Below are 25,160 nucleotides of genomic sequence, written 5' to 3'. Positions count from 1 at the left end.
TGGTACTGCAGGGGGGACCCTGTGGGAGAGTAGGACACCGCCGGACTTGATTTGGTAGTAACGGGAAGGCCCGTCGCATATTGTGCGACGGGCCTTCCTGCGTTAACGGCCCATTCGTGGCCCAGGCTTCCGCGCGAGCGTAGGTCGCCGGTCGCCCTCTCCTGGCATCCGTGCACCGCCCGAGTGCGCGAGGAGCGGCGGATCCGGGACCGCAGTGGTGCGTCGTCCTCTTCATGAGGGGCCTCGGCATAGGGGTACGCGCGTCCGGGCGCGAATGCACCGCGCCTGTCAGCGCGTTCACATGGCGGTCATAAGAGGGGACGTTATCGTCGTGGTCCGTGACCGATCCCCGTGAGAACGACCGCACATCCGGCGAATCCCGAGAGTCCTCGGCAGGTGATCCGCCCGCGACGACCCCCACACCGTCGGCGGCCACCCCGCGTTCCGGCGCCCGGCCCGCCCGCTCCCGTACGGCGGGGGTGCCGCTCGGGCGAGCGCTGTCCGCCGCTCTCGTCTCGGCCGGCGTAGCCGCGATCCTCGGGCTCCTCTTCAGCGTGCTGACGCTGTTCAGCGCGAACCAGCCGGGAGCTGCTGTGCTGGTGACGCTCCTCGACTACTGGACCGTGCACACGCTGGTCGCCTTCGTGCTCCTCGCGGCCTTGGCCGGAGTCGGGATGCACCGGCGCCTGTGGACGTCGATCCTCGGCTCCGTGCTCGCTGCCGTCGTGGGCGCGCTCGTCGGCAGCCTCGTCGGTGCCATGGGCCAGGGCGCCACGGTCACCGGCGACATCGTCGGCCCGCTGCTCGAGACGCTGCTGGGGCTCAACCTCATGTTCGTGCTCGGGGTGTCGCTCGCGTCCGTCCTCCTCGGCCGGCGCCTGTGGCTCCGGCTCGGGGCAGCCGGGACGGACGATGTCGAGCGGGAGCGCGTCGCGCTCGTGCGGATCCCGTCTTCGCGGCTCGCCGACGGCGAGCTGACGCACCTGGACCGCCGTCCCGTCGACACCGAGCTCGCTGACCAGCAGTGGGAGCGGTACGTCCTCGCGCTCGAGGAGAACGGGTGGTCCACCCGGGAGGTGCCGCCGGCTGACGACCACCCCGACTCGGTCTTCGTGGAGGACGCCGTCGTCGTCCTCGGCACGACCGCAGTGCTCCTCACGTCAGGAGCCGACTCCCGCCGTGGTGAGCGGACGGGCGTGGAGCGCGCCCTCGAGGACATGGACCTCCGGGTGACGTCCATCGACCTGCCCGCGACCATCGACGGCGGGGACGTGCTCGAGGTCGGCCGCACGCTCTACGTCGGCGCCAGCAGTCGCACCAACGCCGCCGGGATCCAGCGGCTGCGCGAGATCGCGCGACCCCTCGGCTACGCGGTTGTGGGGGTGCCTGTCAGCCGCACGCTGCACCTCAAGTCGCAGGTGACCGCGCTGCCCGACGGGACCGTCATCGGCCACGAGTCCCTGGTGGACGAGCCGCGGCTCTTCCCGTCGTTCCTCCCGGTGCCGGAGCCGGAGGGCACGGCGGTCGTCGCGCTCGACGCGGACACGCTCCTGATCTCGGCAGCCGCCCCCCGGACGGCCGATCTGCTCCGCGGCCTGGGCTACGAGGTCGTCGCCGTCGACATCAGCGAGTTCGAGAAGCTCGAGGGCTGCGTCACCTGCCTGTCGGTGCGCATCAGCTGACGCCGGCCGCGCGCGAGACCGCGCGCAGCACGAGGGCCCGGCCCGCATCCTCGGATGCGGGTCGGGCCCTTGTGCGTGCAGCGCTCCGATCCCTATGCTGGAAGGCTGCCTGGAGCGGCCATTCACGTGGTCCATCGGTGCGGCCACACGTGAATCGCATACGCAGCCAGAGAGGGTGTCATGACCACGACATCGACGACATACGCACGCACGATCTCGACCCGGATCGGCGACGTGGTCGCTGCAGCCGTCCCGGCGTCGCGCGGTCCGCGCAGCTAGGGGCGATACCGCCCGACTACCGCGTCGGGTCCGCGGCGGCCGGCCCGCAACGGCCGCGCGGCCGCACCGCGTCCCCTCCCAGCGGCGAGGAAGCGCTCTCGGGTCCATGCTCTCGCGGGGCGCACCCCACCTGACGCCGGGACGCACGTCCCCTCACCTGGCCCGTGCCCCCGTGCACGACCCCCTCCGCTCGAACCCCTCATCCTCCGCCGCGCGCGTCCTCGCTCGCGCGGCCGCAGAGCACGTCCGGCCGCGCATCGGCCGTCTACCGAAGGAATGACACGTGTCCACCTCACCGCCCGCCTCGCCCGACCAGGCGCCGTCCGAGCGGCACGGCCCCCGGCCCGGCACCATCGCCGTCCTCATGCGGCTGCTGCCGTTCGCCCGGCCCGCCATGCCCAGCATCATCGCGGGCATGGTGGTCGCGCTCATCGGCTCGCTGCTGTCGCTCGTGATCCCGCAGATCCTGCGCGGGCTCGTCGACGGGCCCCTCGGCGACGGCGACTCCGCCGCCGTGGTGCCCGCCGTGCTCCTGATCCTCGGCCTCGGGATCCTCGAGGCCGCCATGATCGCCCTCCGCCGCTGGTTCGTGCTGAAGCCCGGCACGCTCATGGAGGCGGACATGCGGAACTCGTTCTACCGGAAGCTGCAGCGGCTGCCGGTCGCGTTCCACGACCGGTGGCAGAGCGGCCAGCTGCTGTCACGCATGGTCAGCGACCTGAACCTCATCCGCCGCTGGATGGCGTTCGGCCTGGTGCTGTTCATCGTCAACATCCTCACGATCCTGGTGGGCATCGGCTTCCTGGTCTCGATCGACTGGCGCCTCGGGCTCGGCTTCCTCGTCTGCTCCATCCCGCTGTGGGTGTACGGGTACCTCTTCGAGCAGAAGTACTCCTCGGTGGCGCGGCTCAGCCAGGACCAGTCCGGCGACCTCGCCACCAGTGTCGAGCAGTCGGTGCACGGGATCCGCGTGCTGAAGGCCTTCGGGCGCGGCAAGCACATGCACGACGCGTTCGCCGAGCAGGCGGAGGAGCTGCGGGGCACGGAGATCAAGAAGGCGAAGGCGATCGCCGGCATCTGGCTGTGGCTGCTGCTGGTGCCCGACCTGACGTTCGCGCTCGCGCTGCTGGGCGGCGTGCTGCTCGCGTCCGCGGGTGAGATCTCGGTGGGCGACCTCGTGGCGTTCTTCGCGACCGCGGCGGTGCTGCGCTGGCCGATCGAGTCGGTGGGCTTCCTGCTCTCCATGACCTTCGACGCCCGCACGGCCATCGACCGCTACTTCGAGGTGATGGACGAGGACGACACGATCACGGACCCGGCGACGCCGACGCGCATCGCCGAGCCCCGCGGCCACCTGGTTTTCCGGGGAGCCCGCTTCCGGTACCAGGACGCCGTCGCCGGCCAGCCCGACCTCATCGACGGGGTCGAGCTGGACCTCCAGCCAGGGGAGACGATGGCGCTCGTCGGGGTGACGGGCTGCGGCAAGTCGACGTTGACAGCGCTGACGACCCGGCTCTACGACGTGACGGGCGGGAGCATCGAGCTGGACGGCGTGGACATCCGCGACCTGCGGCTCGAGGAACTGCGGAGCCGGATCGCCATGGCCTTCGAGGACGCCACGCTGTTCTCGTCGACCGTCCGCGACAACGTGCTGCTCGGCCGCCCCGACCTAGCCGACGGCGGACCCGAGGCGGAGCGCGTGCTGCAGGAGGCGCTCGACATCGCGCAGGCCGGGTTCGTGCACGACCTCCCCGACGGAGTCGACACGACCGTCGGCGAGGAGGGGCTCAGCCTCTCCGGCGGGCAGCGGCAGCGGCTCGCCCTGGCGCGCGCGGTCGCCGCGGCACCCGACGTCCTCGTCCTCGACGACCCGCTCTCGGCGCTCGACGTCGACACGGAGGCGCTCGTCGAGGCGGCGCTGCGCCGCGTGCTCGCCTCCACCACCGCGCTGATCGTGGCGCACCGCCCCTCGACCGTGATGCTGGCGGACCGGGTGGCGCTCATGCAGGACGGCCGCATCACCGCGGTCGGCCGGCACTCCGACCTGCTCGCCACCAGCGAGCACTACCGGTTCGTCATCTCGAGCCTGGACGTGGAAGGGAACACCGTGCGCGAGGAGGCCTCAGCATGAGCGTCACCGGAGTCACCGGCGAGGAGAGGGACGACTTCTCCCGCGCCGAGAGCAAGCAGATCCGCCGTCGCTCGACCAGGCTGCTCGTCAGCACCATCCAGCCGGTCAAGCGGACGCTGATCCTCACGGCCGCGACGATCCTCGTGGCCACGGCCGCGAACGTCGCGGGTCCTGCCCTCATCGGCATCGGCCTCGACCGCGCGCTGCCGTCGCTGCTGGACACGGGCGACCCCACGCTGCTCGCGCTCGTCATCGGGGCGTACGTCCTGGTCGCGGTCACGGGCGCCGTGCTGGTGGCGAAGTACCAGGTGATGTCGGCGCGCATCGCCCAGGAGATCCTCCTCGACCTCCGCAAGCGCATGTTCCTGCACACGCAGAAGCTGAGCCTGGAGTTCCACGAGACGTACACGTCGGGCCGGATCATCTCCCGCCAGACGAGCGATCTCGACTCGATCCGGGAGCTGCTGAACGGCGGCATCAACCAGCTCGTGCAGGGCGCGCTCTACATGGCGTTCACCGCGATCGCGCTGTTCTCGTTCGACTGGGTGTCTGGCCTCGTGCTGCTGGCGGCGCTCGTGCCGCTGTTCTTCCTGAGCCTCTGGTTCGCGGTGAAGTCGCAGGCGCTGTTCCGGCAGACGCGCGTGAAGTCGGCGCGGCTGATCGTGCACTTCGTGGAGACCATGACGGGCATCCGCGCGGTGAAGGCCTTCCGCAAGGAGAAGCGCAACGCGGAGGAGTTCTCCGAGCACGTCGAGGGGTACCGCGACACCAACATGCGCGTGATCCAGGTGTTCGGGATCTTCGACCCGGGACTCATCCTCATCGGCAACGTCACGGTCGCGGTGGTGCTGCTGGTCGGCGGCCTGCGGGTGGCGGACGGCCAGCTCGGCATCGGCGCGCTGCTCGCGGTCGTGCTCTACACGCGCCAGTTCTTCGGTCCGGCGCAGGACATGGCCATGTTCTACAACAGCTACCAGTCGGCGTCGGCTGCGCTCGAGAAGATCTCGGGCGTGCTCGAGGAGGAGCCGAGCGTGCCGGATCCCGTGAAGCCGGTCGACCTGTGGGAGTCCACCGGGCACGTGTCCTTCGAGGGCGTCGAGTTCGGCTACGGGAAGGGCAAGACGATCCTGCCGCGCTTCGACCTCGACATGCCGGCGGGGCAGACCATCGCGCTCGTCGGATCCACCGGCGCGGGCAAGACGACGCTCGCGAAGCTCATCTCCCGGTTCTACGACCCGTCGGGCGGGCGCGTGGCGCTCGACGGGATCGACCTCCGCGACCTGCACCCGAAGGACCTCCGCCGCGCCATCGTCATGGTGACGCAGGAGGCGTACCTCTTCTCCGGATCCGTGGCGGACAACATCGCGATCGGCAAGCCCGACGCGACCCGGCGCGAGATCCAGGAGGCGGCGGAGGCGGTGGGCGCGCACACGTTCATCGAGTCGCTGCCGGACGGCTACGACACCGACGTCAACAAGCGGGGCGGTCGCGTCTCGGCGGGCCAGCGCCAGCTGATCTCGTTCGCGCGGGCGTTCCTCGCGGACCCGGCGGTGCTGATCCTCGACGAGGCGACGAGCTCGCTCGACATCCCGAGCGAGCGGCTCGTGCAGCAGGGCCTCACGACGCTGCTCGCGGACCGGACGGCGATCATCATCGCCCACCGGCTCTCGACCGTCGCGATCGCGGACCGCGTGCTGGTGATGGAGCAGGGCCGCATCGTCGAGGACGGGACGCCGGAGTCGCTCATCCAGGGCACCGGCCGGTTCTCGCAGCTGCACGCGGCCTGGCGGGAGTCGCTGGTCTAGCGCGGACGCACGTACGCGGCCCGGGCGCCTCTCCGTAGGGAGGCGCCCGGGCCGCGTGCTGTACCTGCGCGCGGGCTCAGAGGTCGAGCGCGCGGGATCCCTTCGGCAGCCACGCGTGCACGGCGTCGCCGTCCGCCGCGGCCAGCCAGCCGTCGCCGCAGGTCATGGCGGCGGCGGGGGAGGGATCCGGCCACCAGGTGTCCTGCACGGACGGCGCGGGCGCGTCGGCGGGTGCGGCCTCGCAGCCCATCCGGTCCGCGGGCGTCGCGGAGCGGAACTCGAGGATCGCGCCCTCGCCGCGCAGCGAGGTCTTGATGCGCACGTCGGTCGCGTCCGCGGGGATCCACGTCGGGATCCGGCCGTCGGCGTCGGCCGCCGTGGCGTAGATGCGCGCGTCCGCCGGTGTGGTCATGCCGCCGACGGTGCTCGCGGCGCCGCAGCCGCCGAGGGCGAGCACGAGGAGGACGGCGAGCGGGGCGGCGGCGATGGCACGGACGGACCGGGGACGGGGCATGCTCCCAGTCCAGCGGAGCGTGGTCCGCGGCGCATCGGCCGCGAGGCCCCGGCCGTGGTCCCGGAGCATGACCCGCGCTCGGCCGCCAGGCGGATGGACGGATGGGCGGGTCGTCGTCCGTCAGCGGATCACGGGAACCAGCGGGCCGCCTCGAGGTCGACGCGGTAGCCGGCATCGGTGGGCGCATCGAGGAGCGGCGTGGCCTCGGCCTCGTAGCGGGGCCGGGCCTCGTCCGCGAGGCCGGTCGGCGGGTGCCCGCCCGCCCGGAGGACGCGCCACCAGGGGAGCCCGGCGCCGTGGTAGCGCAGCACCATGCCGACCGCCCGTGCGCCGCGGCGGCCGAACACGGCGGCGACGTCGCCGTAGGTCATGACGCGGCCCGAGGGGATCTCGGCCACGACCTCCAGCACCCGGTCGGTGAACTCGCCCGGGGTGTCGAAGACGGCCACGCGCTAGAGCGCCAGCGCGCCGATGGCCTCGCCGTACTGGGTCTCGCCGATGACCTCGAAGCCGACGTGGGTGAAGAACTCCTCGGGGCCGTCCTCGCCCGGCTCCCACACGACTGTGAGGCGGTCGAAGCCGCGCGAGCGGGCCTCCTCCGCGAGCGCGAGGACCGCGAACCGGCCGACGCCGTGGCCCTGCGCGTCGGCGTCGACGTTGATGCGCCAGATGCAGCTGCGGAAGATCTCCTCGCCGGCCTCGGGGTCGAAGTTGCCCATGATGAAGCCGACGACCTCGCCGTCCTCCATGACCACGCGCGGCCAGGCGGTGGTGGGGTTGACGTAGGCCTCGGCGATGGAGTGCGACACGGGGGCGACGTAGTTCTCCTGCCCCGGCTTGAGCGTCAGCGTGTTGGCCGCCACGATCGTGCGGGCGCTCAGCTCTTCGAGTGTCATGTCGCTCATGGGCACAGGGTATCGGGCGGGCCTCCGTCGGACCAGGTGCGCGGGGGCCGGCCGGGAGCGGGTCGCGGAGCTGGCGATCCGACCCCGACCCACCGATGTCTCGATGTCGAGAGACAGGGCCCGCCGGGTAGGCTGGCCCACGGATCCACCGGCGACGAGCCGGATCCGGCGCGCGCCGACGGAGACGCGCGCACGGAGGGCACCGACGAGCATGAGGAGGACTTCGTGGAGAAGATCAAGGTAGAGGGGACCGTCGTCGAGCTCGACGGCGACGAGATGACGCGCATCATCTGGCAGTCCATCAAGGACACGCTCATCCACCCGTACCTCGACATCGACCTCGAGTACTACGACCTGGGCATCGAGAAGCGCGACGAGACCGACGACCAGATCACGATCGACGCGGCGAACGCCATCAAGAAGCACGGCGTCGGCGTGAAGTGCGCCACGATCACGCCCGACGAGGCGCGCGTCGAGGAGTTCGGCCTGAAGAAGATGTGGCGCTCGCCGAACGGCACCATCCGCAACATCCTGGGCGGTACGATCTTCCGCGAGCCCATCATCATCAGCAACATCCCGCGCCTCGTGCCCGGGTGGAACAAGCCGATCATCGTCGGCCGCCACGCGTTCGGCGACCAGTACCGCGCCACCGACTTCCGCTTCGAGGGCGAGGGCACGCTCACGATGACCTTCACGCCCAAGGACGGCTCCGAGCCGCAGCAGTTCGAGGTGTTCCAGAGCCCCGGATCCGGCGTCGCGATGGGCATGTACAACCTCGACGACTCGATCCGCGACTTCGCGCGCGCGTCGCTCTCCTACGGCCTCGCCCGCAACTACCCCGTGTACCTCTCCACCAAGAACACGATCCTCAAGGCCTACGACGGCCGCTTCAAGGACCTGTTCCAGGAGGTCTTCGAGGCCGAGTACGCCGACCAGTTCGCGGCCGCCGGCCTCACCTACGAGCACCGCCTCATCGACGACATGGTCGCCGCCTCGCTCAAGTGGGAGGGCGGCTACGTCTGGGCCTGCAAGAACTACGACGGCGACGTGCAGTCGGACACCGTCGCGCAGGGCTTCGGCTCGCTCGGCCTCATGACCAGCGTGCTCACCACGCCCGACGGCAAGGTCGTCGAGGCGGAGGCCGCGCACGGCACGGTCACGCGCCACTACCGCCAGCACCAGCAGGGCAAGCCCACGTCGACGAACCCCATCGCGTCGATCTACGCCTGGACCCGGGGCCTCGCGCACCGCGCGAAGCTCGACGGCAACGACGCGCTGAAGACGTTCGCGGACACCCTCGAGGACGTCGTCATCACGACGGTCGAGAGCGGCAAGATGACGAAGGACCTCGCGCTCCTCGTCGGGCCCGACCAGCCCTACCAGACGACCGAGGAGTTCCTCGCGTCGCTCGCGGAGAACCTGCAGACGCGTCTGGCCTGATCCCCCGGGCGTCGGACGACGCCGCCGCACGCCGAGAGGCCCCGCCCCCGAATCGGGGGCGGGGCCTCTCGCGTCCCCGGACAGGGGTCGCGTGTGCAGAGGGCCGACGGGGGCCGGGGATTCGTCCCTACGGTTCTCCCCATCGCGTCGTCCGACGCGCTTCCGGGGATCCGGTCCGTGCCTCCTCGCTCCTGGCCGCGGGGTCGGTCCGTCCCGGACCCGTGCGCCCGGCTGCGGCCGGCGACAGGAGGGAACCCCCATGTCCACACGCACACAGACCCCACCGAGTCGGTGGGGCCGCCCGCCCGGCCCGGCGCGCGCGTTCGCCGCGTCCCTGCTGGCCGTCGCGCTCGTGGCGGCAGGAGGATCCATCGCCTCCGCCGCCGACGCGCCCACCGCGTCGGTGCCGCTGGACGCGACGGACGGTCACTACATCGTCACGTTGCGCGACCAGCCGGCCGCCTCCTACGACGGCACGCTCGACGGGCTCGCGCGCACGAAGGCGGATCCGGGTTCCCGCCTCGACGCCGAGTCCGACCAGGTGCAGGAGTACACGGCGCACCTCGGGGACCTGCATCGCCGGACGGCCGACGCGGTCGGCGCCACCATCACCGACGACTACTCCGTCACCACGGACGGGTTCTCGGCCGAGCTCTCGGCCGATCAGGTGCGGAGGCTCGCGACCGACCCCGACGTGCTCAGCGTCGAGAAGGACGTCGAGCTGCACCCGGACTCCACCCCGTCCATCCGCGCGCTCGGCCTCGACGGCGCCGGCGGGGTGTGGGCGAAGACGGGCGGTCAGGACCACGCGGGCGCGGGCACGGTGATCGCCGACATCGACAGCGGCATCACGCCCGACAGCCCGTCGTTCGCCGGCTCGCCGCTCGGCACGAAGGCCGGCGCCGACCCCTATCGCTCCGGGTCCGGCATCGTCTTCCGCAAGGCGGACGGCACCGTCTTCCACGGCGTCTGCCAGACGGGCGACGGGTTCACCGCGTCCGACTGCTCCACCAAGATCGTGGGGGCGCGGTACTTCGTGGCCGGGCGTGACGCGGCAGCCGACGAGCCGATCGGCCCGCAGGAGAAGCGCTCCCCGCTCGACGTCAACGACCACGGGACGCACACCGCGAGCACGGCCGCGGGCGACGCGGGTGTGTCGGCGACGGTCGCCGGACGCGTGCTGGACACCATCTCGGGCGTCGCGCCGGCCGCGAAGGTCGCCGCGTACAAGGTCTGCTGGAGCGGGCCCGACCCCAAGGTCGAGAGCGACGACGGCTGCGAGGGCTCCGACATCGTGGCCGCCATCGAGCAGGCCACCAAGGACGGCGTCGACGTCATCAACATGTCGCTCGGCGGATCGCAGGACGACCAGGCCACCAAGCGCGCCCTCCTGGGGGCAGCATCCGCCGGGATCTTCGTCGCCGCCTCCGCGGGCAACGAGGGCCCCGGCGCGAGCACGCTCTCGAACGCCGAGCCGTGGGTCACCACGGTCGCGGCCAGCAGCGTGCCCGACAACTACTCCGCGACCGCGACCCTCGGCGACGGCCGGAAGGTGTCGGGCGCATCCATCTCGGTCGTCTCCAAGGTCGCCGGCAGCCTCGTGCTCGCCTCGGCATCCGGGGTCTCGGGCGCGAGCTCGCCGGACCTCTGCGGGGCGGGCACGCTGGATCCCGCGAAGGTGAAGGGGAGGATCGTCGTCTGCGAACGCGGCGTCGTGAACCGCGTGGACAAGAGCGCCGAGGTGCTCCGGGCGGGCGGCGTCGGCATGCTCCTGGTCAACCCGACCACCAACTCGACCGACCTCGACACCCACTCCGTGCCGACCATCCACTTCGACGCGGACGTCTACCAGGAGATCGTGGACTACGCCGGGAAGACCGGTGCGACGGCCACGCTCACGTCGGGCAACAGCTCGGGCGTGCACCCCGCAGCTCCGCAGGTAGCGGGCTTCAGCTCGCGCGGCCCGAAGCAGGACGAGGGTGGCGACATCCTCAAGCCGGACATCGCGGCTCCGGGCGTGGGCATCGTCGCGTCCATCGCCGACGAGGACGGGAAGCCGGCGTTCGGCGTGGAGTCGGGCACGAGCATGTCGGCACCGCACATCGCCGGGCTCGCGCTCCTCTACCTCGGCGTGCACCCGAAGGCGTCCCCCGCCGAGATCAAGTCGGCGATGATGACGACCGCCTCCGACACGGTCGACGCGAAGGGCGCCACGGTCACGGATCCGTTCGCCCAGGGGGCGGGCGAGGTGGTGCCGAGCCGCTTCCTCGATCCCGGCCTCCTCTACCTCAGCGGGGAGGAGGACTGGCGGGGCTACGCCGCGGCGACCGGGCTCGACCTGCCCCACCCGAGCCAGCCCGTGGCCGCGTCTCAGCTCAACCTGCCGAGCATCGCCGTCGCCCGGCTGCTGGGCAGCGAGACCGTGACGCGGACCGTCACGTCGACGAAGGCCGGCACGTGGAAGGCGTCCGTCCAGGGCGTCCCCGGGGTCGACGTGCAGGTCGCGCCGTCCACCCTCTCCTTCACCGGGCCCGGCCAGACGAAGTCCTTCCAGGTGCGCCTCACGACCCGTGCGGGCGCGAAGACGGGGAGCTGGACCACCGGATCGCTCACCTGGTCGAGCCCCGGCGGGACCGTCCGCGGGCCCATCGCGGTGACGCCGGAGTCGGTGCAGGCCCCGGCGACGGCGTCCGGATCAGGTGTCAGCGGCGCGACCGACGTGACCGTCACGGGCGGGATCGACGGGACGGTCGCGCTCAACGCGGCAGGTCTCGCGAAGGGCGAGCACGTGAGCGATCCCGACGATGCGGGCGCGGCCCACAGCGGCGAGGCACCCGCGGGCTACGAGGTCGACTACCCGCTCACCCTCGCGAACGCGACGAAGGCCCTCGTGGTCGACATCGCGCCGGCCGACGGGAAGTCGGACATGGGCGTCGCGCTCCTGAAGAAGGCGAAGACCGGGCCGCCCACGGTCGTGGCCGACCAGGAGACCGCGTCCCTCGGCGAGCGGCTCGTCGCGTCGGACCTCGCGGCGGGCGACTACACGGTCGCCGCAGTGGTGAACCAGGCGGCGGGATCCGCGAAGACCACGGCCTTCGACCTCACCGAGTACCAGGTCGGGAGCGGGGCGGGCGAGGGATCGTTCCAGGTGACGCCGGCGGCCCTCCGCACCGCGCAGGGCAGGTCCGCGACGTACTCCGCGTCCTGGTCGGGCCTCGCGGCGGGGTCGTCCTACGTCGGGGTCCTCTCCTACGGGGGATCCGACGCCACGACGCTGCTGAGCGTGTCGACCCCCGCGGCGTCCCCGCCGCCGGCCGCGACCGCTCCGACGGCCTCCGCGGCACCGACCATCAGCGGCGTCCCCGATGTCGGGCAGACGCTGACGGCGACGACGGGCACGTGGACGCCGCAGGGTGTCACGCTCGCCACGCAGTGGCTGTCGAACGGCGCGCCGATGTCCGGGGCGACGGGATCCGCGTTCCGCGTGACCTCCGCTGTCGCGGGCACGGCGCTCGCCGTCCAGGTGACGGCCACCGCGTCCGACGGGCAGACGGGCGTCGCCACGAGCCCGACCGTCACCGCACGTGACGCGGGGACGGTGCACCTGCAGGCGACGCAACCGCGAGGTGCGGCGAGCGGCAGCGTGCACGTGCAGGTGTCGGTGACCTCGGCAGCGAAGCAGGCCGCCACCGGGGTGGTGCGCGTGACCGTGGACGGCGCGGAGCACGACGTGCCCCTCGACGGCTCCGGGAACGGGTGCGCGGATCTCACCGGAATCGCGCCCGGGACCCGCACGGTGCAGGCCTCCTACGCGGGCGACCACCTCGTCGGCGGGGGCACGAGCCGCGCGCAGAGGATCCGCGTGCGCTGATCGTCGCGAGCGACCAGCCGAGGGCGGGTGCCGGTCGGCACCCGCCCTCCGTCGTGCGCGCGATGCGGTGCCCTGCACACGAGAGGCGCCCGCGGATCCGGAAAGACTAGCCGGAGGGCAGGGGATGGCGCTCCCAGGCGGGCAGCCGGCGATCCGGGTCGGATGGCCGTCAGCGCGGGGATCGCGCGCAGGCCGGAACTGTTACACGGCGGTAACAACTGGCCGTTCTCAGGGCGAATCCCCGGGGTATGTTGAGGATTCGCGCGTGTCGCAAGGGGTGCGCGCGGACCACTCATCCCCTCTCGAAGGACGTGTTCGTGATCCCACGCTCCCCCCGGCTCCCTACGGAGTCCGCCTCATCCCTGCGCAGGGCGACGGCCTCCGTCGCCGCCACCGCCCTCGTCGCGGCGGGCCTCGTCGCCTTCGGAGCGGGAGGCGCCATGGCCGCCCCCGTGCCGACCGTGGCGACCCCGGCATCCGCGCTCGAGGACGGCCGCTACATCGTGACCCTCGCCGACGACGCCGCGGCGACCTACCGGGGCGGGGTCGACGGGCTGCCCGCGACCCAGGCCCGCTCGGGCGCCCAGCTCGACGCGCAGGCCGGTCCGGTCGTCGCGTACACCGACTACCTCGAGGACCGGCAGGAGGATGTGGCCGCCAGCGTCGGCGCCGACATCGACTACTCCTACAGCCTCACGGTCAACGGCTTCTCCGCCGACCTCACGGCCGAGCAGGCGTCGAAGCTCTCCGGCGACCGGGACGTCGCCTCCGTCGAGCCCGATCGGATCTACCACCCCACATCCACCCCGGCCGCCGACTTCCTCGGCCTCACGGGTGCGGACGGCGTCTGGGCGAAGACGGGCGGCCAGGAGCAGGCGGGAGAGGGCGCCGTCATCGGCGTCATCGACACCGGCATCGCCCCCGAGAACCCCGCGTTCGCGGGCGAGCCGCTCGGCACGACCGCGGGCGCCGAGCCGTACCGCGACGGATCCGCCATCACCTACGCCAAGGGCGACGGCACCACCTTCACGGGCGCATGCCAGACCGGCGAGCAGTTCACGGCGGCCGACTGCTCCACGAAGATCGTGGGCGCGCGCTACTACGTGACGGGCTTCGGGCAGAAGAACATCGGCACGGCCTCGACGGGCGAGTACGTCTCCCCGCGCGACGGCGACGGGCACGGATCGCACACCGCGTCCACCGCCGCCGGGAACGCGGATGTGACGGCGACCATCGACGGCAACGACCTCGGGGAGATCTCGGGCGTCGCGCCCGCCTCCAAGATCGCGGCCTACAAGGTCTGCTGGTCCGGCCCCGACCCGGCCGTGCAGACGGACGACGGCTGCGCGGGGGCCGACCTGGTCGCCGCCATCGAGCAGGCCACGAAGGACGGCGTCGACGTCATCAACTACTCCATTGGCGGCGGCTCGGCGCAGACCACGTTCTCCGCCACCGACCGGGCGTTCCTCGGCGCGGCCAGCGCGGGCATCTTCGTCGCCGCCTCCGCGGGCAACTCCGGTCCCGACTCGTCCACGCTCGACAACGCGTCGCCGTGGATCACCACGGTCGCCGCGAGCACGGTCGCGGGCAACTTCGAGGCCACGGCCCAGCTCGGCGACGGCCAGGCATTCGCGGGCTCGTCCATCACCGTCACGGAGCCGGTCTCCGGGCCCTTCGTGACGGCGGCCTCGGTGCAGGCCGCGGGCGCCGAGACTCCCGCGCTCTGCGGACCCGGCGTGCTGGATCCCGCGAAGACCGCAGGGAAGATCGTCCTGTGCGAGCGCGGCACGTTCGACCGCGTGGCCAAGTCGGCCGAGGTCGAGCGCGCGGGCGGCATCGGCATGGTGCTCGTCAACCCGACCCCCAACTCGGTCGACGCCGACACGCACTCCGTGCCGACGGTCCACCTCGACGCGGACGTCTACGCGGCGGTCTCCGCCTACGCGGCGACGCCCGGCGCGACCGTGACGCTGGTGCCCGACAACACGACGGGCGTCTCCGCCCCGACGCCCCAGGTCGCGGGCTTCAGCTCGCGCGGCCCGGTGCTCGCGGACGGCAGCGACATCCTCAAGCCCGACGTGACGGCGCCCGGCGTCTCGATCATCGCGGCGACGAACAACGCCGAGGGCGGGGAGCCGACCTTCGCGCTCCTCTCCGGCACGTCGATGGCGGCCCCGCACGTGGCCGGCCTCGCGCTGCTGTACTTCGGCGAGCACCCGAAGGCGACGCCCGCCGAGATCAAGTCGGCCATGATGACGACCGCCTACGACACGGTGGGCGAGGACGGCGCGAAGGTGACGGACCCGTTCGCCCAGGGCGCCGGGCACGTGGACGCGCGTCGGTACCTCGACCCGGGACTGCTGTACCTCAACGACCGCGCCGACTGGCTGTCGTACCTCGCGGCCACCGGCTACGCCACGGGCATCGACCCGGTCGACCCGTCGGAGCTCAACCTGGCGAGCATCGCGATCGGCGCCCTCACCGGCTCCGAGACCGTGACGCGCGAGGTCACCTCCACGCGCGCCGGCACCTACACGGCGAGCGTCCAGGGCCTCGACGGGGTCACGACGGACGTCACGCCGTCGACCCTCGAGTTCACCGAGGCGGGGCAGACGAAGTCGTTCGAGGTGTCGTTCACGCGCACCACGGCCGACGTCGACGCGTACGCCACCGGATCCCTCACCTGGACGGACGGCGACACCACGGTGCGCAGCCCGATCGCGGTGAACCCGGTCTCCATCGCCGCGCCGGACGAGGTGCAGGGGAAGGGGATCACGGGATCCGTCGACGTGACCGTCACGCCCGGCACCACCGGGCCGATGGCGCTCACCGCGGAGGGCCTCACCGCCGGCCGCGTGTACGCGAACCCGGACGACGCGTCCTCGCCCATCTCGGGCACGGGGCCGGCCAAGGCGGAGCTGCAGTACGCGACCACCGTCCCGGCTGGCCAGCTCGCGACGCGGATCGACCTCGACTCGGCCGACGACGAGGCGGACCTCGACCTCTCGGTGTTCCGCCTCGAGGGCGGGAAGCCGGTCGAGCAGTTCGACTCGGCGACCGAGTCGGCTGACGAGTCCGTGACCATCGAGACGCCGGAGGCGGGCGACTACGTCGCGGTCGTCGCCGTCTTCTCGATCCCCGAGGGCCGGACCACGCAGGACTTCACCCTCACGCAGTTCGACCTGTCCGAGTCGACGGACGACGGCGCCTTCACGGTGTCCCCGAACCCGCTCGACGCGGTGCAGAGCCAGCCGGTCACCTACACGGCCTCGTGGAGCGGGCTCGCCCCCGAGACCGCGTACCTCGGCCGGGTCGCCTATGCCGGATCCGAGGCGCTGACCTACGTGCGCGTCGAGTCGGGCGCGATCCCGGCTCCCGAGGCGACCGAGCCGCCCGTGGTCACGGGCACGCCCACCGTCGGCCAGACGCTCACCGCGTCGCCCGGCACGTGGGACGCGGAGGGGCTGACGTACTCGTACCAGTGGTACGCGGACGGGAAGCCGCTCGCCGGCCAGACGCGCGCGACCTACCGGGTGTCGCCGTCGGTCGCGGGCAAGGAGATCACGGTCGTCGTGACCGCGAAGCCGGCCACGGGCCCCTCGGGGACCGCGACCAGCGAGCCCGTCGTGATCAAGGTCGCGAGCACCGTGACGGTGGGCGTCAAGCCGCCCGTGCTCACGAGCGCGCAGAAGGCCGTCGTCACGGTCAAGGTCGACAGTTCGCTGAAGGCGGCGCCCACGGGCACCGTCACCGTGGAGGTCGGCTCGGACGCCTTCGAGGTCACCCTCGACGCATCCGGCACCGGCCGCGTGGAGCTGCCGGCGTACGCGAAGGGCCGGTACACGGTGACCGCGACGTACGCGGGCGACGACGCGAACGCGGCGAAGACCAGCGCGCCGAAGTACCTCTACGTGAGCCGCTGACCCGGCTGACGGAGGACCACCGTTCGAGGGGCGGGTGCCGACAGGCGCCCGCCCCTCCGGCGTCCCGGCGGCAGCGGGTGCCGGGTGCCCGCGGATCCATTGCGCGGGGAAATGCGCGGGACTACCATGCGCCATGGCTGTCATCGAGGCCGAGGGGCTGGTCAAGACCTATCACCCGCGCGGGGCGCCGCCCGTGCACGCCCTCGCCGGTCTCGACCTCGACGTGCCGGAGGGCACGGTCCTCGGGCTGCTCGGCCCGAACGGGGCGGGCAAGACCACGGCCGTGAAGGTCCTCACGACGCTCGTGCGGCCGGATGCCGGTCGCGCGACCGTCGACGGGATCGACGTGCTCACCCGCGGCGCCGACGTGCGCGCGATGATCGGCGTCTCGGGCCAGTACGCCGCCGTCGACGAGAACCTCACGGCGTTCGAGAACCTCGACATGGTCGGGCGCCTGTACCACCTGGGCCGTCGCGCGTCGCGCGCGCGAGCCGACGAGCTCATCCGCACGTTCGACCTCACCGACGCGAGGGACCGCCCGGTCAAGGGGTTCTCGGGCGGGATGCGGCGCCGCATCGACGTCGCCGGCGCCCTGGTCGCGCGCCCCCGCGTGCTCTTCCTCGACGAGCCCACGACGGGCCTGGATCCGCGCAGCCGCCTCGGCCTCTGGGACGTGATCACCCAGCTCGTCACGGAGGGGACGACCGTGCTGCTCACCACGCAGTACCTCGAGGAGGCGGACCGGCTGGCCGACGACATCGCCGTGATCGACGACGGGACCGTCATCGCGCGCGGCACGGCCGACGAGCTGAAGAGCTCCATCGGCGGGCACCGGGTGGAGGTCGCGCTCGTCCAGGACGCGGACGGACCCGCGGCGCGGGGGATCCTCGCGCGCGTCGGCACCACGGCGCCCGCCGCCTCCTCCGACGGCCGGACGCTCTCCGTGCAGGTCGACGACGGGCCGCGGGCGCTCGCCGCGGTGGTGGGTGAGCTGACGGCGGCGGGGATCCGGCTGCACGACGCGGGCATGCGCCGGCCCACCCTGGACGACGTGTTCCTGCGCCTCACGGGGCACGGCGCGGAGGGCGATGAAGCGGACACCACGGCCGACGCCGGCGCCGCCCGGGCGTCGGATCCGGCCGGGCGCCGCGCCGCAGGGCGAGCGCAGGGGACGGACGCGCCGTGACCGCCGTCGAGCAGCGCGCGACGGTCGCGACCTGGCTGAACGACGGCTGGATCGCCACCCGCCGGAACCTCATCAAGATCAAGCGGCTGCCGGACATCCTGGTCTTCACGCTGATCCAGCCGATCATGTTCGTGCTGCTGTTCAGCTTCGTCTACGCGGGCGCCATCGACATCCCCGGCAGCGACTACAAGGAGTTCATCATGGCGGGCATCTTCGCCCAGACCGTGGTCTTCGGCTCCACCTACTCGGGCTCGGCGATGGCGAACGACCTCGAGGACGGGATCATCGACCGGTTCCGCACGCTGCCGATGAGCCCGTCCGCGGTGCTCGTGGGGCGGACCAGCGGCGACCTCCTCATCAACGTCTTCTCGATGGTCGTGATGCTCGCGACCGGCTTCGTCGTCGGTTGGCGCGTGCGGTCGAGCCTCCTCGAGGCGCTCGCGGGCGTCGCGCTGCTGCTGCTGTTCGCGTACGCGCTCTCGTGGGTGATGGCGTTCCTCGGGATGAGCGTGCGGAGCCCGGAGGTGATCAACAACGCGTCGTTCCTCGTGCTGTTCCCGCTCACGTTCATCAGCAACGCGTTCGTGCCGAGCGACACGCTGCCGACGCCGCTGCGCCTGTTCGCGGAGTACAACCCGGTCTCCTCCGTGGTGCTGGCCGCGCGGCAGCTGTTCGGCAACGTGCCGCCTGGCACCCCGGTGCCGGACGCGTGGACGCTGCAGAACCCCATCCCGACCACCCTGATCTGGGCCGTCGTGCTCCTCGTCGTCGCCGTGCCGCTGGCCGTGCGGAAGTACCGGACCATCAGCAGTCGCTGACCCGTCGCCCGGCCATCCGGCGCGCGCGTCAGCGGAAGATGATCGTGCGCGCCCCGTCGAGCAGCACGCGGTGCTCCGCGAACCAGCGGACGGCCTGCGTGAGCGTGCGCGACTCCTCGTCCTGGCCGATGGCCATGAGCTCGCGGGCGCTGCGCGAGTGGTCCACACGCACCACGTTCTGCTCCACGATGGGGCCCTCGTCGAGGTCGCTCGTGACGAAGTGGGCGGTCGCGCCGATGAGCTTCACGCCGCGCGCGTGCGCCTGCTTGTAGGGGTTCGCGCCCTTGAAGCCGGGCAGGAAGGAGTGGTGGATGTTGATGATCCGGCCGTTGAGCCGGGCGCAGAGCCCGGGGGAGAGGATCTGCATGTAGCGCGCGAGCACGACCAGCTCGATGTCGTGCTCCTCGACCGCGCGGATCACCCGCGCCTCGAACGCCGCCTTGGACGCGTCGTCGGTGACGGGCACGTGCTCGAACGGCACGTCGTAGAAGCCCGCGAGGTCGGCGAGCGTGCCGTGGTTGCTCAGCACGAGCGGGATCTCGACGGGCAGCTGCCCCGCGCGCTGCCGGAACAGCAGGTCGTTCACGCAGTGCTCGGCGGTGGATCCCAGCACGAGCGTGCGCAGCGGCCGGCCCACCTCGTCGAGGTGCCAGGTCGCGTCGTACCGCTCGACCACGGCGGAGAGGGCGTCGGCCAGCCGGTCGTCGTCTGCCGCGGTCTGGACCTGCAGGCGCATGAAGAAGCGGCCGGTGTCGGCGCTCGAGAACTGCTGCGACTCGGTGATGTCGCCGCCCGCCTCGACGATGGCGCCCGCGATGGCGTGGACGATGCCCGGGCGGTCGTCGCAGGAGAAGCTGAGGACGCGGTGCGGCGGGCGCGCGAGGGTGGCCTGGTCGGTCATCCGTCTAGGCTATTGCCTGGCTGCGCGGGTCCCGCCGGCCCCGGGAGCACTCCCGCCGTCGCGTCCCTCAGGTCAACATGACGAACACCTCCCCCATCTTCCTTCCCGACCTCGAGCGAGCCGAGCGCTCCGGTCGCCGCCGACCCCGCGCCGGCGTCGACCCGTCGTTCCGCTTCCCCTGGGTCGGGATCCTCACGCTCGCCGCGTGCGTCTTCCTCAGCGTCACGAGCGAGATGCTGCCCACCGGCCTCCTCAGCGAGATGAGCGGCGACCTGGGTGTGGAGGAGTCGCGCGTCGGCCTCCTCGTCTCGGTCTTCGCCGTCGCGGTCGTCGTCTCGAGCGCGCCGCTCGCGGCCCTCACCCGCCGGGTCCCGCGGCACGCGCTGCTGCTCGCGGTGCTGGCCGTGTTCGCGACGAGCAACCTCCTCACGGCCATCGCGCCGACCTTCGAGCTCGTCACCGCGACGCGCGTGCTCGGCGGCCTCGCGCACGGCCTGTTCTGGGCGGTCGTCGGCGCGTACTCGGCGCACCTCGTGCCGCCCGCGCTCATCGGCCGCGCGGTCGCGCTCACGGTCGGCGGCGGCAGCCTCGCCTTCGTGATGGGCGTGCCGCTCGGCACCGCGGCCGGGCAGGCGTTCGGCTGGCGGGCGGCGTTCGCGGGGATCGGCGTGCTCACGCTCCTCGGGATCCTGCTCGTCTGGCGCTTCCTGCCGGCGGTCGGGCGGCCCGAGCGGGAGGCGCCCGCCGACGCGCCCGCGGGCGGCCGCGTCGGGATCCGGCAGCGCATGGCCGGGCAGGGCGTCGGCGGCGTGCTCTTCGTGTGCCTCACGGCGATGGTCATCATGATCGGCCAGTACGGCCTCTACACGTACGTCGACCCGTTCGTCACGCGCGTCATGGGGATCCCCGAGCAGCAGCTGAGCGCCATGCTCTTCGGCTACGGCATCGCGGGCGCCGTCGGGCTCCTCCTCGCGGGCACCGTGTTCTCGAGCCGGCCGCAGCTCGGCGTGCTGACCGGGCTCGCGGCGGCGGCGCTCGGGGTCAGCTCGCTCGCGCTCGTCCCCGGGCTCTGGGCTGTGGCGATCCCCGGCTTCCTCCTCTGGGGCCTGGCGTTCGGCGCGATCCCGACCCTGCTCCAGACGCGCATGCTGCACGCCGCGCACCCGTCCTTCCGCGACACGGCCAGCTCCTTCTACACGACCGCGTTCAACGTCGGGATCGGCGGCGGCGCGCTCGTGGGCGGGGCGCTGCTCGACGGCTTCGGGATCGCGTCGCTCGCCGGGGCGTTCCTCGCGGTGATGGCGGTGTCGGTCGTGCTCGTCGTGGGATCCGCGGGTCGGGCCGCCCGCGCCCGTGCCGCCTCCGCGCGCACGGCCGCCTGAGGCCTCACGACTGCCGCCCGGCGCCCGCCTCCCCAACGGGACCCGGCTCCGTCCTGCCTGCGCGAGGATGGATCCGTGACCACGACCCCCGCGCCCCTCGGCCTCCTCCTCGACGTCGACGGCCCCATCGCCAGCCCGATCACCCGCACGCTCGCCATCCCGAGCATCGCCGCCGACCTCGTGGAGCTCGCGGCCGCGGGCGTGCCGATCGTCTTCAACACGGGGCGCTCGGACGCGTTCATCCGCGAGCAGGTCGTCGGCCCGCTGCTGGCCGCCGGCCTGCCGGAGGGCGCGCGCGTGCACGCGGTGTGCGAGAAGGGCGCGTCGTGGTTCTCCATCACGCCGGCCGGCGCGGGCGAGGTGCACGTGGACCGGGCGCTCGCGCTGCCCGAGGCGTTCATGCGCGACATGGAGGCGCTCGTCGCGGAGCGCTTCGCCGACTGGATGTTCTTCGACCACACCAAGCACGCCATGGTCTCGCTCGAGCAGCACACGGACGTCTCCTCCGCCGACTACCTCGCGGTGCAGCCCGACCTCGACGCGCGCGCGGTCGAGATGCTGCGGGCGCACGGTCTCGGCTCGGTGCTCGAGGGCGTCGAGACGCCCGACGCGCGCGGCGAGGTGCAGGTGCGGGTGGATCCGACGATCATCTCGACCGACATCGAGTCGGTGCGCCTCGGCAAGGACCTCGGCGCCGCGCGCGCCCTGGAGCTGCTGGCCGACAGCGGCCCGCTGCCGCTGCGCTGGCGCACGGTCGGCGACTCGCGCACCGACTACGCGATGGCCCGCTGGCTGCACGAGAACGGGCACGAGGTGGCGCACGTCGACGTGCGGCCGGCCGACGGGATCCCCGCGACGCCGTACCCGGTGCTCACGGCCGGCGACCTGATCCACGACGAGGCGGGCGCCGCGCTCCTCGCGCAGTGGGTGCGCGTCGTGCGCGGCGAGGCGGAGGACGACTCCGCGTTCCTCGCGCCGGGCCGCTCCGCCAGCTGATCCCCGCGGCACGCCCGGCACCCGGCGCTCCCGCCGCCCGCCGCGCGACCCGGGGGCCCGTCCGCATCCGGACGGGCCCTTCCGTGTGCGCGCGAACGGATGTTAGCCTCGGCTAACACTTCGACGGAGAGGCCGCCATGACCCGCACCGCCCCCGAGCGCCGCCGCACGCGTCGGCCCGTCACGGGTCCGCGGCTCGTCCTGCTCCTCGGGCCGGCGTTCGTCGCCGCCATCGCCTACGTGGATCCCGGCAACGTCGCCGCCAACCTCACCGCGGGCGCGCGCTACGGCTACCTGCTGGTGTGGGTGCTCGTGGCCGCGAACCTCATCGCCGTGCTCGTGCAGTACCAGTCGGCGAAGCTCGGGCTCGTCACGGGCCGCAGCCTCCCGGAGCTGCTCGGCCAGCGCCTGCCGACCGGGCGTCGCCGCGCGTTCTGGGTGCAGGCCGAGCTCATCGCCGCGGCCACCGACCTGGCGGAGGTCATCGGCGGGGCGATCGCGCTGCACCTGCTGTTCGGGATCCCGCTCGTCGCGGGCGGCGTGATCGTCGGCATCGTCTCCATCGGTCTCCTCGCGGTGCAGTCGCGGCACGGGCAGCGGCCCTTCGAGCTCGTGATCGGCGCGCTCCTCCTCGTGATCACCGTCGGCTTCCTCACGGGCCTCGTCGTGAGCCCGCTCTCCGCATCCGGCATCGCGGGCGGTCTGGTCCCGCGCTTCGACGGCCCGGACAGCGTGCTGCTCGCCGCGAGCATGCTCGGCGCCACCGTGATGCCGCACGCCGTCTACCTGCACTCCTCGCTCAGCCGCGACCGGCACGGCGCGCAGAAGGACCCCGGCGTGCTGAAGCGCCTGCTCACCGCGACGCGCTGGGACGTGATCACGGCGCTCGCCGTGGCCGGCGCCGTCAACATCTCGATGCTCCTCATCGCGGCGGCGAGCCTCGGCGGCGTCCCCGGCACCGACTCGATCGAGGGCGCGCACGCGGCCATCACGGCGTCGCTCGGACCGGTGGTCGGGATGGTGTTCGCGGTCGGGCTGCTCGCCTCGGGCCTCGCGTCGACCTCGGTGGGCGCCTACGCGGGCGCGGCGATCATGGGCGGCCTGCTGCACGTGCGGGTGCCGCTGCTCGCCCGGCGCGTGGTGACGTTGATCCCCGCGCTCGCGATCCTCGCCATCGGCGTCGACCCGACCGCCGCGCTCGTGATCAGCCAGGTGGTGCTCAGCCTCGGGATCCCGTTCGCGCTCGTGCCGCTCATCCGCCTGACGGGCGACCGCCGCGTCATGGGCGCGCACGTCGACCGGCCGCTCACGCGCATCGCGGCGTGGGTCGCGGTGTCGCTCGTGGTGGTGCTGAACGTCGCGCTCGTGGTGCTGACCCTCACGGGCTGACGCACGCGGTCGGCCGGGCGTCAGCCGGCGTCGGAGACCCAGACCGCGGACGCGGCGGCTGCCGTGAGCGGGCGGCGGCCGGATCCGTCGACCGTCACGACGACCGCGGCCGGGTCGTCCGCCGCGGCGGCGCCTGCGCGCACGAGCGTGGCGTCGAGCCCGATGCCGTGGTCGGCGAGCTCCCGCAGCAGGCGCGGATCCTCGTCGGAGATCCGGCGCACGCGCATCGGCCGGTCGGCGACGGCGTCCGCGAGCCGCGTCGCGTCGGGCAGGTGCGGCTCGCCGTCGGCCGAGGGGATGGGGTCGCCGTGCGGATCCCGCGACGGGTGCCCGAGGTGCCGGTCGATGCGCGCCACGAAGTCGTCGGAGACCGCGTGCTCGAGCACCTCGGCCTCGTCGTGCACCTCGTCCCAGCCGTAGCCGAGCACCTCCACGAGGAACGTCTCGAGCAGCCGGTGCCGGCGCACCATCTGGATCGCGTGGCGGCGGCCGTCGTCGGTGAGCTCGATGCTGCCGTACGGCCGGTGCTCCACGAGGCCCTGGGCGGTGAGGCGGCGGATCCCATCGGACGCGGTGGCGGGCCGGATCCCGAGCCGCTCGGCCAGGCGCGAGACGGTCATCGGCTGGTCGGTCCACTCGGTGGCGGACCAGATGAGCTTGAGGTAGTCCTGCGCGGCGCTGGAGAGCTCGTCGACGGACATGCCGCCATGGTACCGAGCGGCCCTGCCCGCCCCGCGGTCACGCTGCGCGCCCGGGCGGTGCAAGCTGGACGGGACCGCGGGCAGGGACGCCCGCGGCGGATCCGATGGAGGAACCACATGCAGTACCGCACACTCGGCAACAGCGGCGCGGTCGTCTCGACCTACGCGCTCGGCACCATGACCTTCGGCGCGGAGGCGGACGAGGAGACCTCGGGGCGGATCCTCGAGGCGTACGTCGAAGGCGGCGGCACGTTCATCGACACCGCGGACGTCTACACGTCGGGCGTCTCGGAGGAGATCGTCGGCCGCTGGCTGAAGGCGCATCCCGCCGAGGCCGACCAGCTCGTGATCGCCACGAAGGGCCGCTTCCCGATGGGGGAGGGCAACAACGACGTCGGCACCTCGCGCCGGCACATGACCCGCGCGCTCGACGACTCGCTGCGCCGCCTCGGCGTCGACACGATCGACCTCTACCAGATGCACGCGTGGGACGCCGTGACCCCGCTCGAGGAGACCCTGCGCTTCCTCGACGACGCCGTGCGCGCCGGGAAGATCTCCTACTACGGCTTCTCGAACTACCTCGGCTGGCAGCTCACGAAGGCCGTGCACGTCGCGAAGGCGCTCGGGTACACGCCGCCCGTGACGCTGCAGCCGCAGTACTCGCTGCTCGTGCGCGAGATCGAGTCGGAGATCGTGCCGGCGTCGCTCGACGCGTCCATCGGCCTGCTGCCGTGGTCGCCGCTCGCGGGCGGGTGGCTCACCGGCAAGTACCGCCGCGACGAGACGCCCACCGGCGCCACGCGGCTCGGCGAGGACCCGGAGCGCGGCATGGAGGCGTTCACGCCGCGGAACGGCCAGGAGCGCACGTGGGCGATCCTCGACGAGGTGCGCCGGGTCGCCGACGCGCACGGATCCAGCTCGGCGCGCGTCTCGCTCGCCTGGCTGGAGGCGCAGCCGGCCGTGACCAGCGTGATCCTCGGCGCCCGCACCGTGGAGCAGCTCGAGGACAACATGGCCTCGGCCGACCTCGACCTGACCGCCGACGAGATCGCCTCGCTCAGCGCGGTGAGCGCGCCCGTCGTGTCCGAGTACCCGTACGGCCCGGCCGGCGTGCAGCAGCGCCACCGCGCGATCGACGTGCGCGGCTGAGCCCGCCGCCGGTCGTCCCCTCGTCCGCTCCGGCGACGCGGGGGCGGCCGGCACCCGTCGCCCGGGGCGTGATCCGCACCCGCGGCACG

General features: G+C 72.8%; 17 protein-coding genes. 12 read left to right on the top strand and 5 right to left on the bottom strand.

The features are described 5' to 3' along the window. The first annotated feature begins 479 nt into the window (after positions 1-479). From ddaH to DZG00_RS01910, 3 genes are all read left to right on the top strand, one after another. Complete coding sequence (gene ddaH, locus DZG00_RS01920; RefSeq protein ID WP_304650924.1) at positions 480-1,682, top strand: dimethylargininase; 1,203 nt, start codon at positions 480-482, stop codon at positions 1,680-1,682. A 643-nt stretch (positions 1,683-2,325) separates the two neighbouring features. After that, positions 2,326-4,092 carry an ABC transporter ATP-binding protein gene (locus DZG00_RS01915; protein ID WP_233548820.1) on the top strand — a complete coding sequence of 589 codons (1,767 nt, stop codon included), beginning with the start codon at positions 2,326-2,328 and terminating at the stop codon, positions 4,090-4,092. Next, the gene (locus DZG00_RS01910; RefSeq protein ID WP_119381217.1) at positions 4,089-5,897 is read left to right on the top strand and encodes an ABC transporter ATP-binding protein; all 1,809 of its coding nucleotides are present in this window, start codon (positions 4,089-4,091) and stop codon (positions 5,895-5,897) included. Before DZG00_RS01915 ends, DZG00_RS01910 begins: the two co-directional genes overlap by 4 nt. Positions 5,898-5,973: 76 nt before the next feature. On the opposite strand, the gene DZG00_RS01905 is transcribed toward DZG00_RS01910, so the two are convergent. From DZG00_RS01905 to DZG00_RS01895, 3 genes are all read right to left on the bottom strand, one after another. Continuing rightward, positions 5,974-6,411, bottom strand: a complete 438-nt coding sequence (locus DZG00_RS01905; RefSeq protein WP_233548819.1) for a hypothetical protein — start codon at positions 6,409-6,411, stop codon at positions 5,974-5,976. 128 nt (positions 6,412-6,539) lie between these two features. Then, on the bottom strand, positions 6,540-6,860 hold the full coding sequence (locus DZG00_RS01900) for an MGMT family protein (RefSeq protein ID WP_119381215.1): 321 nt from the start codon (positions 6,858-6,860) through the stop codon (positions 6,540-6,542). A gap of 3 nt (positions 6,861-6,863) precedes the next feature. Next, complete coding sequence (locus tag DZG00_RS01895) at positions 6,864-7,316, bottom strand: GNAT family N-acetyltransferase (protein WP_119381214.1); 453 nt, start codon at positions 7,314-7,316, stop codon at positions 6,864-6,866. Between the two features lie 225 nt (positions 7,317-7,541). Between DZG00_RS01895 and DZG00_RS01890 the strand changes: the two genes are divergently transcribed. From DZG00_RS01890 to DZG00_RS01870, 5 genes are all read left to right on the top strand, one after another. Continuing rightward, positions 7,542-8,756 (top strand): NADP-dependent isocitrate dehydrogenase, encoded by a 1,215-nt coding sequence (locus DZG00_RS01890; RefSeq protein WP_012039226.1) that lies wholly within the window; start codon positions 7,542-7,544, stop codon positions 8,754-8,756. A 259-nt stretch (positions 8,757-9,015) separates the two neighbouring features. Then, complete coding sequence (locus DZG00_RS01885; RefSeq protein WP_119381213.1) at positions 9,016-12,627, top strand: S8 family serine peptidase; 3,612 nt, start codon at positions 9,016-9,018, stop codon at positions 12,625-12,627. A 311-nt stretch (positions 12,628-12,938) separates the two neighbouring features. Beyond that, on the top strand, positions 12,939-16,550 hold the full coding sequence (locus DZG00_RS01880; RefSeq protein WP_119381212.1) for a S8 family serine peptidase: 3,612 nt from the start codon (positions 12,939-12,941) through the stop codon (positions 16,548-16,550). A 133-nt stretch (positions 16,551-16,683) separates the two neighbouring features. Then, positions 16,684-17,736, top strand: coding sequence for an ATP-binding cassette domain-containing protein (locus tag DZG00_RS01875; protein ID WP_233550067.1), 1,053 nt, complete (start codon positions 16,684-16,686; stop codon positions 17,734-17,736). Further along, on the top strand, positions 17,733-18,554 hold the full coding sequence (locus tag DZG00_RS01870) for an ABC transporter permease (RefSeq protein WP_119383069.1): 822 nt from the start codon (positions 17,733-17,735) through the stop codon (positions 18,552-18,554). Before DZG00_RS01875 ends, DZG00_RS01870 begins: the two co-directional genes overlap by 4 nt. A gap of 28 nt (positions 18,555-18,582) precedes the next feature. Here the strand turns inward: DZG00_RS01870 and purU are convergent, their stop codons facing one another. After that, positions 18,583-19,455: a formyltetrahydrofolate deformylase gene (purU, locus tag DZG00_RS01865; protein WP_119383068.1), complete on the bottom strand. Its 873-nt coding sequence runs from the start codon at positions 19,453-19,455 to the stop codon at positions 18,583-18,585. 77 nt (positions 19,456-19,532) lie between these two features. On the opposite strand from purU, the gene DZG00_RS01860 reads away from it, so the two are divergent. The 3 genes from DZG00_RS01860 to DZG00_RS01850 all read left to right on the top strand — a co-directional run bounded on the left by DZG00_RS01860 (position 19,533) and on the right by DZG00_RS01850 (position 23,221). Continuing rightward, complete coding sequence (locus tag DZG00_RS01860; protein WP_119455335.1) at positions 19,533-20,837, top strand: MFS transporter; 1,305 nt, start codon at positions 19,533-19,535, stop codon at positions 20,835-20,837. 75 nt (positions 20,838-20,912) lie between these two features. Then, positions 20,913-21,833 (top strand): hypothetical protein, encoded by a 921-nt coding sequence (locus DZG00_RS01855; RefSeq protein WP_119382910.1) that lies wholly within the window; start codon positions 20,913-20,915, stop codon positions 21,831-21,833. Positions 21,834-21,970: 137 nt separating this feature from the next. Further along, positions 21,971-23,221 (top strand): Nramp family divalent metal transporter, encoded by a 1,251-nt coding sequence (locus tag DZG00_RS01850; protein WP_119382909.1) that lies wholly within the window; start codon positions 21,971-21,973, stop codon positions 23,219-23,221. A gap of 20 nt (positions 23,222-23,241) precedes the next feature. Here the strand turns inward: DZG00_RS01850 and DZG00_RS01845 are convergent, their stop codons facing one another. Further along, positions 23,242-23,922: a metal-dependent transcriptional regulator gene (locus DZG00_RS01845; protein ID WP_119455334.1), complete on the bottom strand. Its 681-nt coding sequence runs from the start codon at positions 23,920-23,922 to the stop codon at positions 23,242-23,244. A 117-nt stretch (positions 23,923-24,039) separates the two neighbouring features. Here DZG00_RS01845 and DZG00_RS01840 point away from each other — a divergent pair, with 117 nt between their 5' ends. Continuing rightward, positions 24,040-25,071, top strand: a complete 1,032-nt coding sequence (locus tag DZG00_RS01840) for an aldo/keto reductase (RefSeq protein ID WP_119383208.1) — start codon at positions 24,040-24,042, stop codon at positions 25,069-25,071. Positions 25,072-25,160: the final 89 nt, after the last annotated feature.

The organism is Clavibacter lycopersici, assembly GCF_003576405.1.
GTDB classification, from domain to species: Bacteria; Actinomycetota; Actinomycetes; order Actinomycetales; family Microbacteriaceae; genus Clavibacter; species Clavibacter lycopersici.
This window is presented reverse-complemented; position numbering and strand designations above follow the sequence as displayed.

Coding starts and splice junctions, on each gene's coding strand:
- DZG00_RS01915 (WP_233548820.1), top strand. CDS start 2,326: ATGCGGCTGCTGCCGTTCGCCCGGCCCGCCATGCCCAGCATCATCGCG.
- DZG00_RS01910 (WP_119381217.1), top strand. CDS start 4,089: ATGAGCGTCACCGGAGTCACCGGCGAGGAGAGGGACGACTTCTCCCGC.
- DZG00_RS01905 (WP_233548819.1), bottom strand. CDS start 6,411: ATGCCCCGTCCCCGGTCCGTCCGTGCCATCGCCGCCGCCCCGCTCGCC.
- DZG00_RS01895 (WP_119381214.1), bottom strand. CDS start 7,316: ATGAGCGACATGACACTCGAAGAGCTGAGCGCCCGCACGATCGTGGCG.
- DZG00_RS01885 (WP_119381213.1), top strand. CDS start 9,016: ATGTCCACACGCACACAGACCCCACCGAGTCGGTGGGGCCGCCCGCCC.
- DZG00_RS01875 (WP_233550067.1), top strand. CDS start 16,684: ATGGCTGTCATCGAGGCCGAGGGGCTGGTCAAGACCTATCACCCGCGC.
- purU (WP_119383068.1), bottom strand. CDS start 19,455: ATGACCGACCAGGCCACCCTCGCGCGCCCGCCGCACCGCGTCCTCAGC.
- DZG00_RS01860 (WP_119455335.1), top strand. CDS start 19,533: ATGACGAACACCTCCCCCATCTTCCTTCCCGACCTCGAGCGAGCCGAG.
- DZG00_RS01850 (WP_119382909.1), top strand. CDS start 21,971: ATGACCCGCACCGCCCCCGAGCGCCGCCGCACGCGTCGGCCCGTCACG.
- DZG00_RS01845 (WP_119455334.1), bottom strand. CDS start 23,922: ATGTCCGTCGACGAGCTCTCCAGCGCCGCGCAGGACTACCTCAAGCTC.
- DZG00_RS01840 (WP_119383208.1), top strand. CDS start 24,040: ATGCAGTACCGCACACTCGGCAACAGCGGCGCGGTCGTCTCGACCTAC.